At 51.5% G+C, this 17,222-nt stretch carries 12 protein-coding genes; 10 read left to right on the top strand and 2 right to left on the bottom strand.

The genetic code is table 11. The annotated features are described in order from the left end of the window. Positions 1–126: 126 nt before the first annotated feature. On the top strand, positions 127–711 hold the full coding sequence (locus CFI03_RS29880) for a sigma-70 family RNA polymerase sigma factor (protein ID WP_248762658.1): 585 nt from the start codon (positions 127–129) through the stop codon (positions 709–711). Then, complete coding sequence (locus tag CFI03_RS29875; RefSeq protein WP_248762657.1) at positions 708–1,478, top strand: anti-sigma factor; 771 nt, start codon at positions 708–710, stop codon at positions 1,476–1,478. The genes CFI03_RS29880 and CFI03_RS29875 overlap by 4 nt, the downstream gene beginning before the upstream one ends. On the opposite strand, the gene CFI03_RS29870 is transcribed toward CFI03_RS29875, so the two are convergent. Next, complete coding sequence (locus CFI03_RS29870; protein WP_248762656.1) at positions 1,462–2,313, bottom strand: helix-turn-helix transcriptional regulator; 852 nt, start codon at positions 2,311–2,313, stop codon at positions 1,462–1,464. The two genes, CFI03_RS29875 and CFI03_RS29870, sit on opposite strands and share 17 nt — an antisense overlap. 158 nt (positions 2,314–2,471) lie before the next feature. Here CFI03_RS29870 and CFI03_RS29865 point away from each other — a divergent pair, with 158 nt between their 5' ends. The 4 genes from CFI03_RS29865 to CFI03_RS29850 all read left to right on the top strand — a co-directional run bounded on the left by CFI03_RS29865 (position 2,472) and on the right by CFI03_RS29850 (position 11,925). After that, a complete protein-coding gene (locus tag CFI03_RS29865) occupies positions 2,472–3,839 on the top strand; it encodes an MFS transporter (RefSeq protein WP_248762655.1) in 1,368 nt (455 codons plus the stop codon). Between the two features lie 131 nt (positions 3,840–3,970). Further along, positions 3,971–10,591: an S-layer homology domain-containing protein gene (locus CFI03_RS29860; RefSeq protein ID WP_248762654.1), complete on the top strand. Its 6,621-nt coding sequence runs from the start codon at positions 3,971–3,973 to the stop codon at positions 10,589–10,591. Positions 10,592–10,763: 172 nt separating this feature from the next. Continuing rightward, positions 10,764–11,426, top strand: coding sequence for an MgtC/SapB family protein (locus CFI03_RS29855; RefSeq protein WP_248762653.1), 663 nt, complete (start codon positions 10,764–10,766; stop codon positions 11,424–11,426). Positions 11,427–11,457: 31 nt separating this feature from the next. Next, positions 11,458–11,925 (top strand): nucleoside deaminase, encoded by a 468-nt coding sequence (locus CFI03_RS29850; RefSeq protein WP_248762652.1) that lies wholly within the window; start codon positions 11,458–11,460, stop codon positions 11,923–11,925. Positions 11,926–12,003: 78 nt separating this feature from the next. Here the strand turns inward: CFI03_RS29850 and CFI03_RS31390 are convergent, their stop codons facing one another. Then, positions 12,004–14,208, bottom strand: coding sequence for an Ig-like domain-containing protein (locus CFI03_RS31390; RefSeq protein ID WP_248762651.1), 2,205 nt, complete (start codon positions 14,206–14,208; stop codon positions 12,004–12,006). A 353-nt stretch (positions 14,209–14,561) separates the two neighbouring features. Here CFI03_RS31390 and CFI03_RS29840 point away from each other — a divergent pair, with 353 nt between their 5' ends. The 4 genes from CFI03_RS29840 to CFI03_RS29825 all read left to right on the top strand — a co-directional run bounded on the left by CFI03_RS29840 (position 14,562) and on the right by CFI03_RS29825 (position 17,136). Beyond that, positions 14,562–15,107, top strand: a complete 546-nt coding sequence (locus tag CFI03_RS29840; protein WP_248762650.1) for an HAD-IIIA family hydrolase — start codon at positions 14,562–14,564, stop codon at positions 15,105–15,107. Between the two features lie 34 nt (positions 15,108–15,141). Next, positions 15,142–15,612, top strand: coding sequence for a GNAT family N-acetyltransferase (locus tag CFI03_RS29835; RefSeq protein WP_248762649.1), 471 nt, complete (start codon positions 15,142–15,144; stop codon positions 15,610–15,612). Between the two features lie 90 nt (positions 15,613–15,702). Further along, the gene (locus CFI03_RS29830; protein ID WP_248762648.1) at positions 15,703–16,572 is read left to right on the top strand and encodes an AraC family transcriptional regulator; all 870 of its coding nucleotides are present in this window, start codon (positions 15,703–15,705) and stop codon (positions 16,570–16,572) included. An 18-nt stretch (positions 16,573–16,590) separates the two neighbouring features. Further along, a complete protein-coding gene (locus tag CFI03_RS29825; RefSeq protein ID WP_248762647.1) occupies positions 16,591–17,136 on the top strand; it encodes a cyclase family protein in 546 nt (181 codons plus the stop codon). The last annotated feature ends 86 nt before the right edge of the window (positions 17,137–17,222 follow it).

The following is a 17,222-nucleotide window of genomic DNA, read 5'->3' as shown; positions in this document are numbered from 1 at the left end:
ATCGGTACGAACGGAAACGGAAATTGGATTTACGAACCTGAAAAAAAATTTATTTTTCCTCCGGCGAAAAATCTGGTACAACGTTAGGTAGATAAGGTTGATCCGGTTAACGGGGGAGGAATGGCGATGAGCCGCTTGGAGGATATGAGCGAGGTTCTTCGCGGTATGTGCGAAGGCGAGGTTGATGCCTTTGACCGGTTTTATGCCCGATATGCACCGCTTGTCATGCAAGTTGCGCTGCGTATGCTGGGAGAACGGATGGAGGCTGAGGATGTTTGCCACGATGTGTTTCTTGAAGTACTGAGGCGGGGGAAGGATTATAATCCCGGGCGCGGATCGATAGAGGCGTGGCTGGCGGTGATGACCAGGAGCCGCTGTCTGGACCGTCTGCGCAGAGCCAAACGGATCGCCGAGAAGGGAAAGCAGCTTGGGCAAGACGCCGCTAGCAGCAGAAGCTCGGAGGAGATTGCCCTGCGGCATTTGGAGCTGGAAGAATTAAGCGAAGCGCTTAAGAAGCTGCCTCGCAATCAAAGGGATGCTGTCGCATACAGCTATTACAGCCCGCACACGCAGAAGGAGTTGTCAGATGCCTGGAACGTTCCGCTTGGCACCGTGAAGTCCTGGGTGAGATACGGATTAAACAATATGCGGAAGCATCTGGAGCGAAGGGAAAGCGACCGGAATACCGGAGTAGAGGAGGGACGGAGATGAGCGGAAGGCCGGAAGAATGCAGAGTCGGATTTAGCGAAGAACAATGGATTGACTGGCTGCTCGGGAAGCTGCCTGGCGTGCTTTACGCCGAGATGGCTGATCATTTAAATAAATGCTTTGCCTGTAGAGAAAAAGTATCGGAATGGCAGTCTATTCTTGCGCCTGCCGCCGCACATGAAGGAGTCTCCGAAGCCGCGGAAGACACGCTTCCGCCGGACCGAATCCGCAGGAGCTTGAGATCGCATGTTCGTCGGCGCGGTATAATGAAACGGCTTCGGACCGGCTGGACGTCCCGCAGCAAATGGACGGCTGCGCTAGTCTCCGGTGTCATCGTAGTCGTCTGTGCTGCCTCGCTCTACGGAAGCATCCGGCAGCCGGTTGATCAACGCAATGATTACGTCGCCGCGCACGAGCCGGAAGCATTGGACTTTATAAATGCGCCAGAGACGGCCGGCTATAAAGTCCATCCGTTTAACAACGAACTTGGGGAAGGGTATATCTGGTTTAACAGCGACTCCGGCGAAATGCTGGTGCTGCTGGACGGCATGTTGTCGAGCCGCGATTACGACATCCAGGCATGGGCGCTGGAAGGCGGCAGCCGCGTCAATCTGGGTTTGCTCGAGCAGTCGGAGAAGAAGCATGCCCATCTTTATGTGAAAGCCGGGGCATTGGTGAACGCAAGCCAGCTTGCGCTTACGATCGAACCATCCGGCGGCAGCGTGGAGCCAACCTCGCCGGATGCATTCTTGTTTAAGATGGGGCATTAGCATCGGAATCGAGTAATAGCTGCTCCATCTTGGAGACGGTCTGTTCATCAGCCGGGAGGTTAACGGTGACGGTAAAGTGGGGGGAGTCCGATACGATAAAGGAAAGCTGGTTAAACTCGAGAGTTCCGGCTTTCGGATGATAATTAATTTTTTTCCCTTCCGGTCCGTTCAGCACGTCATGCTGCGGCCACCATTCCCGGAATTCGTCGCTTGTTCGCTGCAGCTCGTCAATCATCTCCAGCCACCAGGCGTCGCCCGGGAATTTGGCGTAACCGGCACGGAATTGGGCAAGCCTGTGCCGCGCATGCTTCTCCCAATTCTCCTTCAGGAGCTCCCGGACGCCGGGCAAATGGAAAGAACGCCATATGGTGTTGCGTTCCCGTTCCGACATGGATTCGAAGGGGCCGTATAGGAGATCTGCGGCTTTATTCCATGCTCGGATAATCAGTCGTTGATCGGTTATAAAGGCCGGACTTGTGCCTTGCTTATCAAGGAAGCTTTGCAAATTGCCGCCGATCACGCTCTCGTCCAAGGACGGGTCAGCCGGAACCTGCTGAATCGCCAGCAGGAACAAATGCTTCCGTTCGTCGGCATCCAGCCGGAGCGCGCGGCTGATGCAATCCAGTACTTGAGCGGACACCTGAATCGGCCGTGCCTGCTCCAGCCATGTATACCAGTCCACGCTTACGCCTGACAGCATAGCTACTTCCCCGCGTCTTAGCCCGGGTGTCCGCCTTCGCCCGCTGGCCGGCAATCCGGCTTGCTCCGGAGACAGGCGGGCTCTCCGCGTCTTCAGAAACTGCGCAAGCTCTTTTAATCTTACCGAGTCATCCATGCTTCAGAACCTTCTTCCTTCTTCCCGTTATGAACTGCTTATTCAAATCCTATCGTAGGAGAAAAACTCCTAGGATAAGCTCTCCTCTTAATCTCTTATCGGATTCATTATACACTCTATGGGAATTCGACATGAAGAGTAAGGTAGGGGAAAAGATAATGGAGAAAGCTTTGCAACAAGTATCAGGCAGAAGCCGGCTTCTGCTGCTCGGACTATCGCTTGGCTATTTTATGGTGCTGCTGGATATGACCGTCGTAAGCGTTGCTCTTCCGGCCATCCACGAGGATCTTGGGGGAGGGCTCATTGATCTTCAATGGGTCGTGAATGCTTATACGATCGTATTTGCAGGGTGTTTGCTGTCCATGGGAGTATTCGCAGACCGATTGGGGGCAAAACGGGTTTATATCGGCGGTCTCATCCTGTTCTTTGCCGCTTCGGCTGCATCGGCAATCGTATCGACTACAGGTGCGCTTATCGCCTTGCGGGCCATTCTTGGGATCGGAGGAGCGGCTTTGCTGCCGGCCTCGTTAACCTTATTGTCCCATAGCTACCCCGTGCCTGGAGAACGGGCCAAGGCTCTAGGAATATGGACGGCCGTTACGGGAGCCGCGATGGCGGCAGGGCCTGTGGTTGGAGGAATACTCGTGGATTCTTTTGGCTGGCGGAGCATTTTTCTGCTCAATGTACCGATTGCCGCAATAAGTCTGCTTCTGACTTGCATGCAGGCAGAAGAGACTCCTCGATCCGCGCAAAAAAGCTTTGACGCAGTCGGACAGGTAACCGCTTTGGCGGCCATAGCCGCGTTATCCTTCAGCTTAATGGAGGGACAGGACTACGGCTGGGGTTCTCCCGTCATTTTGGGAACGGTTGGTTTAGCGGCCTTGTGTATCATCCTGTTTGTCGTTATTGAAGCCAAAGGGCAGGCTCCGCTGTTTCCTTTAAGCTTGTTCAAGAACAGTACCGTTTCCACGGGGCTGATTACCGGAATGGTCATTAACGTAGGATTGTCCGGGGTGCTGTTTGCATGGCCTTTATACTTCCAGCAGAGCAAAGGATTATCGGCTCATGCGGCCGGCCTGTCCCTCCTCCCGATGATGCTGCCGCTGGCCTTTAATCCGATTCTGACCGGGCGGATCGTCAGCCGGATTGGAGCCCGGAAGCCTATGGCGGCAGGATTCGGCCTTGGAGCAGCAGGAACGCTGATTCCGGCATGGACCCATTCCGGCACAAGCTATGCATGGACTTTTATTGGCTTGCTGTTAATAGGCTTTGGAGTTTCTCTTGTCATTCCTTCGCTGATGGCGGCGGTGATGGCCTCCGTAGCGAGGGAACAGACCGGCGCGGTTTCCGGGGCGATTAACGCAAGCCGCCAACTGGGATCGGTTCTTGGCGTTGCCTTGGTTGGAGCGGTGCTGAACGGCAGCGAGTCGTTTCTTTCCGGCATGCAGGTTTCTTTTATCCTGATTGCGATATTGCTATTCGGGGGTTCCGTTCTGACCTTTGCCGTGTTCGGCAAGAGGAGATAAGCTGCCTATCGGCTGGCTAGCATCATAATATAACACCTAATATTCCCAATAATACACCTCGTCCTGTAAACCCTTACATTCTAAGATGGGAGATGCAACTAATCCTTGACGAGACTTATGGGGGAGTACGAATGGCACGAAGCAAGGCGATGCTGTCCGCATTAATGGCGCTGCTGCTGCTGTTGACGGCGTTTCCGGTATATGCGGCGGACAATGGCAGCAACGAAGCGGTTGCCGCGGTTGGCAGCGGGTCAGACAGCTATGTGCGGATCAAGAACAAATGGAAAAGCAATTATTTGTATGAGGGCTCGGACGGCGTTGTTCGTTACGGCTTTACGGCGATGGACAACGAGAGCTCCCATTGGCTGATTGAAGACAGCGGCGGGGTGAAGCGGATCAAGAACCGCGCGACCGGCCATTACATCACGATGGAGGATACGAATCAGCGGCGTGATCCTCTCTACAGCCGGAGCATTGCAACGAGCACAACTGCTGATCAATGGATCCTTGCGGATTCCAGCCGGGCCGGTTACGTCATTATCAAGAATGCCGGCGACCCGTCCGCGAACCTGGTTATTCACCAGGAGGACCAGCTAGGATTCGCGGAAGTGAGCGGCGATATCAATATCACGTTCGAAAGCCCGCAATGGGCGCTGGAGCCGGTTGATCCGGCAGGCGTTCCGGTACGAATCGTTAACCAGTTCAAGGCCGGGCAATATTTGTACGAGGATAAAGACGGCTTTGTCAAATTTGGCGCTGCCGGCGGTATCACCGATCCCATAACCCATTGGTATATGGAAACGGTTGAAGCTAAAGAAGACGGAAGCTCGGTAATCCGCTTAAGGAACCGCGCGACCGGGCATTACATTACGCAAGGCGATGAAGGCTGGATGCAGCTTAAAGCAATCGCGCAAGACGGCACGAAAAGCGAATGGACGATGGCGGCAGCATCAAGCGCTGGCTTCGTTACTTTTACTAACGTATTTGCGGCACAAGGAGAAACTCCGTTAAATTACGTGCTGAATACCCAGTTCCCGGATGATACCAATGTCCGTGCCAATGACTGGGCTCAGCCGGCATGGGGAAGCGCGCAATGGCGGATCGATATGGCGGCGGATGTTCAGCCCGTCCGGATAGCAAGCTATTCCGACGATCCTGCGGGAGCTTCTTATTTGTACGAGAATAACGGCGTTGTGCAATACGGAGCATTGGACAGCTCGAATGCCGGCAGTTACCTCTATCAATGGATTATGGAGGACTTTGACGGCAAGACGCTTATCCGCAACGTGGCAACCGGCCATTATATCCGAGGCGGGTCGGCTCAGCCGACGGATCCACTGACGGCGGATAAACCGGCAGCTATCGAGGCTTCTTACGAGTGGACAATAGCATCTTCAAAGATCTACGACGACTATAAGACGATTCAAAGCGCAAGCGGGGCCAATGTATATCTGCATAACGCGGATGCAACGGGCTCTGCCCAGGCAGGCACGGTGGATCCGGATACGAATCCGGCGCAATGGCTGCTAGCCGATCCATCGGCGGCAACGGACGGGTCTCCGCAGTTTGTGCGAATGATGAATGAATGGCAATCCATGTATTTGTACGAGGATTCCCAGGGCAATTTGAAATACGGCAATATTCGCGAGGACGATCAGCGCGATCAATGGGTTGTTGAGCGGTTCCAGGGCCGCAAGCGGATCAAGAACCGAGCGACCAACCATTATATCAATCTCCAAAATGTAACGGACGGCCATATCAAAGTATCCGACGTGGAGGATGACTGGAGAAGCGCCGTTTGGGTCATCGAGGATAAAGGCGGCGGCTCCAGGCTTATTCATAGCGTTCTGGACGCAAACGACGCAGAGGGCTCGCAAAAATACATCAACTTGCAGAACCTGACTAAATATGCCGAGTACGGCATTATTAATCCGAACTGGGGCAGCCCGCGCTGGCGCTTTATCAATGTGCCGGAAGCCGCGCCAAGCAATCTTCGGATCAAGAGCAAGTTGACCGGCGATTATCTGTACGAAGTGACGGAAGCCGGCGCGGATCTAGGCAAATTGAAATTTGCCTACGTTCCTGAATCCGATACCTCGTCGATCTGGTTCCCGGAAGACGCCGGCGACGGGGTTGGATCGGTTAGGCTCAAAAACCTCGCAACCGGCCATTACGTCTCGATGGAGGGCGTAGGCGGTTCGGTCGAGCAGGACGCGCCGGACTTCAAGCTGGTTGCGGAAAGCATCTATCCGCAATGGGGCAGTGCCAAGTGGTACCTGCAGGATAGCGCAAATGAAGGCTATATGAATATCAAAAGCGCATGGGCCGGCCACTTTGTCTATGAAGCGAGCGGGGACGATGCAGGGTATGCGAAAGTAAGCAAGCTTGTTGCGGGCAATGATGAAGGGCAGTTCGCGGCGGAACCGGTCGAAGTGCCGGAAGCGCCTCTGCCAGCCGTTCCCGTCCGGATCAAAAATGCCGCAACCGGCCAATTTCTTTACGAGAACCACGGCGGTGTCGTGCTGTACGGCAATACGGAGGCAGATAACGGCTACTCGCATTGGCTGCTTGAAGAAGATAACGGATCGTACCGTATCCGCAATCGCGTAACCGGTCATTACGTCTCGGTAGACGATAATTACCGGTACATCACGAGCGGAGCATTGGAAGCAGCTGCGGCAAAAGCGGATTGGTCCATCGAGCCGCAAGGCACGACCTATTTGATCCGCAGCTTATACGGCAGTTTTGACGATGAATACATCAATGTGCAAAATAGTGCGGGCTACGCGGAACGCGGCTTGTTCCCGGCATCCTACGGGACGCTGCAATGGAGCTTTGACAACGCGCCCGTTGACTTTAGGGCGCCGGTCATGGGCGATGAACGGAACGAAGTAACCGGGACTCCGATTTTTAACGATACCCGTTACATCACAATAACGGCCGGCGGCAAAAATCTCGCGGAATCAAACGGCACGGCGGTTGTAACGGCAAGCTCCGGTGCTGGTAATACAAGCGCGGAATGGCTGCTGCAGGACTACAACGGCCGCAAACTGATTAAGAACCGTGCAACGGGCAAGCTGCTGTCGCTGGACCTTTCTCTGAAGGATAGTGCGGCCGTAACGGATGCCGAGCAGTGGGTTTTGGAAGAACGCCTGGGGCATTTTGGCCTGATTAATGCGGCAGATAGGAACGGAGCCTTGCTTGTAGAAGGCAGCGGGTTGCAGTATGGCGAAGCGGCTTCTCCTGCCGTGTGGAGCTTTACTCCGGTGCATGACAAGGTTGTTTACGAAGCGGAGAACGCCTTCCACAGTCAAAGCATCTCCGCGGCAGCTTTATCGGAAGGTTATACGGGCACGGGTTATCTAGCGGGCTTGAGAAATAAAGACGACCTGATCCGCTTTGTTGTTAACGCGGAAGAAGCAGATGCTTACGAGGCTTCCATCCGTTACCTGGGAAGTCAATCCGGTACCCTGAAAGTAACGGTTAACGGTATTCCGTCTGCTGACGTAAACCTCCCTGCGGGTTCGAGCTGGAAGAACGCCGAGTTGTCGCTTGATCTTCGCGCAGGCGTAAATACGGTTACGGTACAGGGAGCATCAGGCAACAGCGGCTATTCCATTGATTCGCTTTCCATCAATCATGCGGTGAATCTGGCTTATCGCGGAGCGACAGTTCCTTACGTCACTTACGAAGCTGAGCATGCGGCTACCAATGCCGCGCTGATTGGACCATCCCGAGTGTACCGCGACATAGCCTCCGAAGCATCGGGCAGACAGGCGGTTTCGCTTAACGAGACTGGCGATTACGTAGAGTTTACTCTCGCACAGCCTGCCAACTCGATTGTCTTGCGTTATGCGATTCCGGACAGCGCTGACGGAAGCGGCCTGCAGGAAACGCTAGGTCTTTACGTAAACGGCAAATTTATGCAAAAGCTGAACCTGACTTCGAAATATGCGTGGGAATACGGCAGCTATCCGTGGTCCAATGATCCGAAGCAGGGCAGCGCTCATCGTTTCTTTGACGAGATTCATGCGCTGATCGGGGATGTTCCCGCGGGTGCAACGATCCGGTTGGAAAAAGACGCGGACAGCACGGCGGATTACTACGTGATCGATTTGGCCGACATGGAGCAGGTTGCGGATCCTTTGACGATGCCGGACGGCTTCCTGTCCGTTGCCGATTACGGCGCCACCGCCGATGACGGCGCGGATGATACGGCAGCCTTTAACGACGCTATGGCAGCAGCCAAATCCGCAGGCAAGGGCGTCTGGTTCCCGGCGGGTACCTTTGAGCTTCGCAGCAGCCTGCTGCATGTCAGCGACGTCACGATCCGCGGTGCTGGCATGTGGTATACCACGCTTCTTGGAGCTAGATTTATCGGCGATGGCGGACATACCGAGGTGTATGACCTGCTCGTTGACGGCGACTTGAATGTGCGCGATGACGAAGCAAGCACGCATGGCTTCGAAGGCGAATTCGGCCCAGGCTCCGTGATCCAGAACGTATGGATTGAGCATTCCAAAACGGGGCTTTGGCTGACACGTCTGAAAGGAGGCGCCGGCAATACGGACAGCTTGCATATGGTTGGTCTCCGCATGCGCAACCTGATGGCGGACGGCATTAATTTCTGCGTTGGAACGAGCAATAGCCTGCTGGAGCAAAGCGACATCCGTTATCCGGGTGACGACGGCATTGCGATGTGGTCGGCGGAAGGCGTAGCCAGCGTAAATAATACGGCTCGCTTTAACACCGTATCTCTTCCTTGGTTGGCGGATAATATGGTTATTTTCGGCGGCAAAGACAACAAGCTGACCGACAATATCGCCAAAGACACCATTACTAACGGTGCGGGCGTAGCCGTATCGACACGTTTCAATCCTGTGCCGTTCAGCGGTACAACGGTGGTTGAGCGCAATACGCTGATCCGCACGGGCAGCTTCGATACCGGCTACGGCGTGAATCTTGGCGCGATCTGGGTATTTGCAAGCGAGAAGGATCTGAATGGTACCGTATATATTCGGAATAACACGGCGCTCGACAGCACGTATGCCGGACTCCTTGTTCATGGCGATTTTAACGTGAGCGGCGTCTCCATCGAAAATACGGTTATCGACGGTACGGGTACAAACGGGGTAGAGGTTACTCCTAACGTAAAAGGCTCCGTTAACGCGGATAACATCATCGTTCGCGGCGAACGAATCTCCGTTTTGAACGATTCGAATCCGGGCTTTGCGTTCGAGGAGCAGAACGAGGGCTTCGCAAGCTTAATGAAGCCGTTCCGGTTCGCGGTAGGAAATGACAGCTTCGGACCATTCGAGATGGAGAAAAGGGCCTCGGAAGCGGTTCACGTCTATAACCGCAGCGGGGAAGACGTGACGGGAGAAGCGGTTATAACGACGGATAATAGCAACATTGCTTACCTGGAAAACGGGCAATTAGTGGCGGCACGTCCAGGGTATGCCCAAATCTCCGTCACTTATAACGGCACCAAGCGAGTATTTACGCTTCAAGTGACAGGCGTGGAAGACAGCGGCACAGGTACAAATCCGGGTAACGCTGGCCATGCAGACAGTAACGGAACGGATGTCATTACGGCAGTGTCGAAGCCGGAAGACAATGACCTTGCCTTGAAAAACAAAGTAAACGACGGACATTCCGTCGTAACGTTCGATATTAGTGCTTCAGCGGCATCAGGCAAAGCGGCTTTTACGGTAAAAGCATTGCTGGAGCTGGCTGGCTCCAAGCCGGATACGGTCTTGGTCGTGAAGAGACAGCAGGGAAGCTACACGTTCCGGCTGAAGCAGCTCGCTCAGATTTTGAAGGCTAACGGTATTACGGATACAGCAAACGCGATATGGACGTTCTCTATCCAATCGCCTGCGGCAGATCTGACAGCCCAGCTGAATAAAGATGCGGCAGATCAAGGCGTAACGACGGTTGGCTCTGCGCTCGACTTCAGCATCACGGTTCAAACCGGCGCGCAAACGGTTGTTATTACTAGCTTTGGCGGCGTTTATGTGGAAAGAGCCATTACGGTAGAAGGCGTGCAAGAAGCAGGCCAATTAACCGTATTGGTCTACGATCCGGCAACGGGTATGTTTAGTTCGGTACCTGCCCTTGTCACGGTGAAGGACGGAAAGACCGTTGTGACCATTAAAAGCATGGGCAACAGTGTTTATACCGCAGCAAAGCTTGAACGTACCTTTACGGATACGGACGGTCACTGGGCTAAAGCGGACATTGCTCTCCTAGCCGGCAAAGGCATTCTGAATGGCGTATCCGCAGGCAGGTTTGAACCGGAACGCGCGGTAACCCGCGCCGAGTTCGCCGCAATGCTGGTTCGCGCGTTGGGCATTCGCCAGATTGGCGAGGCACGTGCCTTCAAGGATGTTCCGGCTGGCAGCTGGTATGAGGAGACGGTGAAGCTCGCATCGGGTGCAGGCATCATTAATGGCTATTCGGACGGAACCTTCCGTCCGAATAATAAGGTATCCCGCGAAGAAATGGCCATGATGGCCGTCAAGGCCATGGAGCTGGCAACAAGCAGCAAGCTTGTTGCAGCAGACTTGAACTATAAGGATGCCGGAGAAATCTCCAATTGGGCATCCGATGCCGTAGGCAAAGCGACTGGTGCAGGTTTATTAAAAGGCATGCCGGACGGTTCGTTTGCACCGGCAGGCAGCGTAACCCGCGCCGAAGCGGCAACGCTTCTGAAGCGTATGCTGGTAGCGGCAGGATTGTTGAACGGATAATTCAATGAGCAAAAAAAGCGACTGTGCTGACACGCACGGTCGCTTTTGTTATAGTTGCAGGTACTAAAGGTGTTGCCAGAAGAAGGGAAATGGCGGCCTGCAAGGAACTTTTCTAAAAGGTGGGTGAATTCGTTTCAATAACAGTAATGCTGCTAGAAAAGGAGGAAACAACATGGAATACGGATTTTTATTGCGAATTGTTTTGGCGGGCGCGTGTGGGGCACTTATCGGATATGAACGAAAGAGCAGGATGAAGGAGGCAGGCATCCGAACGCATTTCGTAGTAGCAGCCGGAGCGGCGCTGATGATGTTAATCTCTAAATACGGTTTTCAAGACATGATTGGAAAAGGCGATATTGCGCTGGATCCGTCGCGAATTGCGGCTCAAGTGGTCAGCGGCGTGGGCTTTCTTGGAGCGGGAATGATCTTTATGCAACGTCAAACGATTAAAGGGTTGACTACGGCTGCAGGTATATGGTTAACTGCGGGCATAGGCATGGCGATTGGCGCAAACCTTTACATTGTGGGAATCGGCACAACGATTCTTATTCTTGCCGCGCAAAAGCTGCTGCATAGCAAGATTAATTGGCTGGCCGCGCCAAGGACGGAGCAATTATCGCTCCGTTTGCGCAACGAGCCGGATGCTCTGAACTATATTTTAGAGTTTCTCAAAGAGAGAAATATCTCGATTTTACATTTCCAAACGGAAAAGCTTGAAGACTCTTCTGAACTTGCACTGGACATTACCGTAAAGCTGCCGACAAACTTCGAAATCGAAAAAATGCTTCCACTAATTCAAGAAGTATCTTATGTAACCGTTGTTGAGATTCAATAGTTTTTTACATAAAGGAGAAGGAGAAATAAATATGACCCAAGACGAGATTTTTATGAGAGAAGCGATCAAGCTTTCCAAGCTAGCCGTAGAGAATGGCAATGAACCTTTTGGAGCGGTATTAGTCAAAGACGGAGAAATCGTATATTCCAACGAGAACCAGATTTATTCGGCAACGGATCCAACGTTCCATGCGGAAGCAGGCTTGCTGCGGAGATTTTGCGCAGAAACGCAAATAACCGATTTGCGGGAATACACCATGTATTCCAGCTGCGAGCCTTGTTTTATGTGCAGCGGGGCTATGGTATGGACGCAGCTCGGGCGTCTGGTATACGCGGCTAGCGATATGGATTTATGCGGCCTTTTGAATGAGAAGGGAAGTAAATGCTCGGAGATCGTCTTTGAACATTCGCATCATAAACCCGAGGTCCTTGGGGGCGTATTAAGAGAGGAAAGCTTAAGCGTATTAGCCGACTATTTCTCGCAGCATGCCAAAGGGTAACCCATATTCACTTATAAAAAAACCTGCTCAGCAGCTTCAAAAGCTGTAAGCAGGTTTTTTCGATTTAAAGAAACGCGGTTACTTCACGGAGACGCGAATGGAGGCTGTTTTACCTCCGAAGGCTGCTTTGATTGTTGCGCTGCCTTTGCGTACGGCTGTAATTTTGCCGTCCTTAACGGTTGCGATGGACGTGTTGGAGGAAGTCCATGTTGCGCTGCTCGTCGCGTTCACCGGGTTTCCTGTATAGTAGATGGCTTGCACGCTGATCGTCAGAGTGTCGCCGACCGACATCTGCACGGATTTACTGGAGAGCTGCAGCGATTTCAGCTTTGGCGTAACCGTGACCGGTACTTCAACCGTTTTACCTTGGTATTTGCCCGTTACTTTGGTTGTACCGACATCAATGGCCTTAATGGAGGATGAACCGTTTACCGTGGCAACATTTTCGTTCGCAGCAACCCAGTTCATTTTGGTACCGATGGAAACCTTTTTGCCGTCCTTGTAATATCCCGTGACCTTGATCGCCTTGGATCGTCCCGGATTCAGCTCAAGCTTCGTTGGCTCCACAACCATCTTTACGATTTCGTCTTCGATCTTAACGCGAACGGAGACGGATTTGCTCAGATAGCTGCCTGTTAAGGTTACGTTTGACGCTTCAAGACCTTTTAACGTCTTTTCCAGCAAAACGATATTGTCGGATGTCGTATTCCATTCGATTGCTTCGGAAATATCGGCTTCCGTACCATCCTCATAAACGACCTTAACGTTTGGAAGATTCGTTTCTTTGCCCAAAATAATACTCATGTCTTTAGCTTCGGCTAAGAGCTTGATAGGCTTCAAATGCACAACAAGCTTTACCGTGGCCTTCAGATCCTGCACGGTTCCCGTGAAGGTCGTCTCGCCAAGCTGCTTGGCAGTCCAGACGCCATCCTTAAGCTCGGCAATTTCATCGTTCGCAACAGTCCATTTCACCAGCTTCGAGACATCAACGCTGGAGCCGTCGAATGTGGTTGCCGTTACTTTCGGAAGCTCGCCTTCGATCCCTTTATAGCCGTCGATTGACGTTTTTTCCGCTTTTAGCTTAGTAATGCTTGGGTATACCGTCACATCGATACTGCGGCTTACGCCTCGGTAGGACACGGTAATCTTGGTCGTGCCAACCGCTTTCGGAATGACTTTGCCTTGATCCACGGTAGCGATAGTAATATCGGAAGACGTCCATGTGCCTACCGTTGTGATGTCCGAAGTGACGTTCGAATTGCTGAGTACCTCTGCTTTGATCTGGAGAGGAGCGTCCTGCAATTGCATATGGAATTCCTTCTCCGGAGCAATCTTGATGGACTGGTAAGGCGTACGGACGACAACCGTCAGCGTATCGGATACTCCCAGATAGGAGACTGTGACGGTTGTTTTGCCTGCGCTGACGGCAGTGAGGACGCCTTTGTTAACCGTAAGGATCTTGGTGTTAGCGCTTGTCCATTTGGCGTCGGTTGTTACATCCGAGGTTTCGCCGGATTTCAGTACGGCGTCTGCTTCCAGCTTGTAATCATCGCCGCCAATTTCAAGCTCCAGCAGATCGTTTGCCGCTTCCGGAGTAATTGCGATGGATTTGTAAGGCGACGAGATCGTCAGTTTAATAGAGTCCGACTTGCCTTTGTATTTCGCCGTGATCGTAACCGTGCCGGCACCAACAAGAGTGATGCGGCCGTCATCGACGGTAGCCACGGACGAGCTGGAGGTTGTCCATGTCGCATCGTCGGTAACGTTCTCGCCGTCTCCGTCAAGCGTAAAGACAAGCGATTGCCCAAGAAGCACATCGGTTAAGGCAGCGGGAGCTGCTTGTCCGTTTTGCATAATGGTAACCTGGTTGTATACGTAATCCGAAGTCGCTTTGATCGATAAGGAGAACCCTTTAAAGGTAGCGGTGATGGTGGCTGTACCTTTTCCAATACCGCTTAACACGCCTTTATCAACTTTGATTATGGAGCTATTGGATGATTTCCAAGTTACCTCGGTCGTTACGTCTTTTTTGGATGTTGCGCCCGAAATGGATGCAAGCACGGTAAGGTCAACAGTGCCGTCTTCGACGTACATTTCCAGCGATGATGTGCTTGGATTGTAATCCGACTCCGCGTAGCTCCATTCGATGCCTGTCACGGTATCCGTCGTCGCCGCCTGCGCGACTCCATCAAGACTAGTCATGACAAGCGTCATGGCAAGTACGGCTGCGAGCCAGCTACGGACCAGCTTGAACGACAGAATTCCTCTGATGTTTTCCTTCACTAATTCCCTTCCCTTTCCTTGGAAAATGTTTCTTGCTCTCTTTTGTTAACGGTATTGGAGAGGGAAAAATAAACCCTAACCGTTAAATTTACTATATATAAACATAAAGAAGAAACCGATGGCCGGCTTCTGCCTTATGGGAAACTGAATATGAACAAAGAAATAATTGGTATTTTGCTATAAGTCTCTTAACGAAAAGTGAGTAACTTTAGTTGCAGGAATATGGAAACATTTTGATTTTAAACTCGTTAAAGTGAAAATCCGTCAGCTATTCTTACCAGGATGGCAGGATAAGTTTTCCGCTTTCCGAATACGTAATAGAACAATATGTGAATGAATGAGGTGGTAGTAGTTTGTCGTTATTCAATAAGTTACAAGCTGTTTTCATAGATAGAGACGGGACGATTGGAGGCACTGACGAAGTAACCTATCCAGGTGCATTTCAATTATTCTCTTATACAAAAGAGTCTCTGGATACGCTCAAAAACGCCGGTGTACGAATATACTCGTTTACGAATCAACCTGGAATATCGCGTGGAGAGGGTTCGATTGCGGATTTTCGGAACGAACTTTATTCATTTGGTTTTGATGACGTATACATATGCCCGCATCAACATGAAGAAGGGTGTTCATGCCGAAAACCTTCACCCGCATTACTTATTCAGGCGGCGCGAGAATACGGTCTGGAGCTGGGGAATTGCGCTGTAATAGGCGATAGGTGGACAGACATGCTTGCTGCCCATAGAGCAGGATGCGTGAAAGTATTAGTGACAACAGGCTCCGGTGAAAAGGATTTATCGAAATTCCAATCCAACCAATTTTTTGGCGAATGGCTTGGGGCTGCCCCCGACTACGTGGCTGAAAATTTATTAGATGCTGTCAACTGGCTGTTAAAATAAAGGATCAATCGATGGAGATTGGAGGAGGTCTGATTTGAAATTAGAAGTTTTATCATTGGATAGATCTCATATTCCAGATGTGAAATTTTTATTAGCCGGTTACTTGAATTCCTCCTCTAACGGGATAGATGAAATCGAACCCTCACCGGAATTGCTCGAACAATGTGATCAAATCCTGATCAGGCTTCTTCATGACGACGCTGCCTTTTGTTTTGTGGCAACGCAAGAACATGAATTCCTTGGTTTTATCGTTCTTTCTTGGAGTTTTTCAATCAGCAAAGGGTATCCCGCATTGCGTATTGAAGCTTTATATACATCATCCAAGCATAGAAAAAGAGGCGTAGGCAGGAGACTTTTACAATACGCAATTGATTTAGCCGCATCCAAAAATGCAGCACGGCTGCAGCTCGAAACAGACGAAGATAATGCACCAGCTCGTGCTTTATATAATCAACTTGGATTTACGTTAATCCAAGGCAAGGATGTGTACATGTCTTTTTTCTGAAGTCCACCCTGCAGAAGTTGAACTGGAACTGTCGGATGCTAGCAGCATACTCCTGCTATTCTAAAGAGGAAGGGAGGTCATAGCGAAAATATGCTGGAGCATTTAAACGGAGCGTTAGACTATATCGAACAAAATCTTGCTAACGAGATTGATGAGCAAGAGATCGCAAAGCGTGCTTTTTGTTCCGTGTATCACTTTAAGCGAATGTTTGCTTATTTGGCAGGTATACCTCTACAAGAATATATCCGTCGCAGACGTCTGACGCATGCGGCGCTGGATTTGCAGGACAAAACCGTTAAAGTAATCGACATCGCTGTAAAATACGGTTACCATTCGCCGGACTCTTTTACGCGGGCCTTTCACAATCTACACGGCATCACGCCAACGGAAGCGAGAATGGCTAACCGCTCATTAACCTCATATCCTCCAATGACCTTCCGAATATCGATAGGAGGCAGTGAGCCGATGAGATACCGAATCGAGCAAAAGGAAGCATTGCAGCTAATTGGAGTAAGTAACCGGGTTGTGGCAATTGATCATGGAGAACATCCAGGCGTAGAACAGGTCTGGAAGTCTACAAGCGAGAGAACGTATACCCGGCTTAGGTCGTTAAACAATGCAGAGCCGCAAGGAATTTTGCATGTAAGTTTCGCTGAAGGTGGTCGCACGCAACGCGAATACGATTATTACATGGCGGTTGCTTCCACTGAACAATGCCCAGAGAACTTGTCTCATTTGATTGTGCCGGCTATGACTTGGATTATATTTGAGGTAAAGGTTCCTTGGGAGAAGGAAAAGTGGCATCGTATTTACGGAGAATGGTTTCCTTCCTCCGGCTACGAGCAAGCTGAGGGGCCAATGATTCAGGTAGGGCCAGACATAGAGGTGAGCTTGGAGAAACAGGTATTTACCGAGGAAATAGATGTAGAGTTATGGATACCGATCGTTAAAATCAGCTAAAAGGAGCAATCAGCAACGGTGAAAGTCATTGATTTATCTTTACCAATAGAAGATGGTATGCCCGTATATCCCGGCGATCCGGAGGTCCGTGTCAAGATTGCACATACTTATGAGAGTCACACCTGGGAATTGCGGCATCTCTCCATGGGCAGCCACTCCGGAACACACGTGGATGCTCCGTCGCATATGCATGCCGGTGCGGCCACCTTGAATGAGCTGCCGGTGGAACGATTTTTTGGTGCTTCGCGTTTAGTTCGGGTTGGAGACTCGGCATGGCCGGAAAAGCGAGGGTTATTTTTCTGCGAGCCGGCAGGATTGGATTGTTTTGAACGCCTTGCCTCTCTGCGGCCCCCGTTTGTTGGCGGTGAATTGACGGAAGAATTGGAGCGGGCATTGCTCGGGATTAACATCATAACTTATACGGGGCTGCAGGGACTGGATCGTCTTCCCGTTGAAAGTGACTTTATGTTTTACGGGTTTCCGCTGCGGATTGCGGGCGGCGACGGGTCGCCGGTTCGGGCAGTTGCCGTAATAGAAACGGGAGAGAAGGAGGGGCAGTCATAAGGACAGCTCCTCTTTGTTTAGAAAGGCTGGACAGACTAACCTGTGGTATTCTGAAGTTAATATTCAATAAAAGGAAGGGAAATAGG

The sequence above is a fragment of the Paenibacillus sp. ATY16 genome (genome assembly GCF_003399985.2).
Lineage (GTDB): Bacteria > Bacillota > Bacilli > Paenibacillales > Paenibacillaceae > Pristimantibacillus > Pristimantibacillus glycanilyticus.
This window is presented reverse-complemented; position numbering and strand designations above follow the sequence as displayed.

Bases quoted from the DNA above. Each gene is read 5' to 3' on its own strand.
- CFI03_RS29880 (WP_248762658.1), top strand. From the start codon at position 127: ATGAGCCGCTTGGAGGATATGAGCGAGGTTCTTCGCGGTATGTGCGAA.
- CFI03_RS29875 (WP_248762657.1), top strand. From the start codon at position 708: ATGAGCGGAAGGCCGGAAGAATGCAGAGTCGGATTTAGCGAAGAACAA.
- CFI03_RS29870 (WP_248762656.1), bottom strand. From the start codon at position 2,313: ATGGATGACTCGGTAAGATTAAAAGAGCTTGCGCAGTTTCTGAAGACG.
- CFI03_RS29865 (WP_248762655.1), top strand. From the start codon at position 2,472: ATGGAGAAAGCTTTGCAACAAGTATCAGGCAGAAGCCGGCTTCTGCTG.
- CFI03_RS29860 (WP_248762654.1), top strand. From the start codon at position 3,971: ATGGCACGAAGCAAGGCGATGCTGTCCGCATTAATGGCGCTGCTGCTG.
- CFI03_RS29855 (WP_248762653.1), top strand. From the start codon at position 10,764: ATGGAATACGGATTTTTATTGCGAATTGTTTTGGCGGGCGCGTGTGGG.
- CFI03_RS29850 (WP_248762652.1), top strand. From the start codon at position 11,458: ATGACCCAAGACGAGATTTTTATGAGAGAAGCGATCAAGCTTTCCAAG.
- CFI03_RS29830 (WP_248762648.1), top strand. From the start codon at position 15,703: ATGCTGGAGCATTTAAACGGAGCGTTAGACTATATCGAACAAAATCTT.